The sequence below is a fragment of the Haloarcula sp. Atlit-47R genome (assembly GCF_003665985.1).
Taxonomy (GTDB): Archaea; Halobacteriota; Halobacteria; order Halobacteriales; family Haloarculaceae; genus Haloarcula; species Haloarcula taiwanensis.
The window spans coordinates 1-457 of record NZ_QPLQ01000070.1; the positions used below are offsets into that span (position 1 = coordinate 1).

General features: G+C 67.4%; 1 pseudogene. It reads left to right on the forward strand.

Annotation, left to right across the window (positions count from 1 at the left end):
* Nucleotides 1–274, forward strand: a pseudogene (locus DVK00_RS20915) (class I SAM-dependent methyltransferase); the annotation flags it as partial.
* Nucleotides 275–457: the final 183 nt, after the last annotated feature.

Sequence of the window (457 nt, forward strand, 5' to 3'; positions counted from 1 at the left end):
CGTCTACTCCATCGAGACGCTCCAGCACATCCACCCCGACGACGCGTGGGTGTTCGAGGCGGTCGCTCGGAGCGCGAGCGACTACGTCGTCACCGTCGAAAACGAGGGCGACCGGTCGGTGCCGCCCGAGGACCGCGGCGTCAACGACGAGGAGTACGACTTCCCGCTGTACTACCGCGATTGGGCGGCCGTGTTCGAGCCGTTCGGCTTCGAACAGGTCGCCTGCGAACACGGCGACCGCGACACCCGCCGCGTGTTCCGCCGGGTCGACTGACCCCGCGAGCGCGGCCGCCCCGCGTTCACCTCAGAAGCCGCCGTAGCGGAGGTACACCATGTCGGCGATGAGGACGAGGTGGAACACTCCCTGCACGCCGCCGAGCATGGCGTTCTGTTTTCCGATGGCCGAGATGACGCCGGGGTCCGGGTCCTCGGAGGTCATCTCGAAGTACATCCGTAT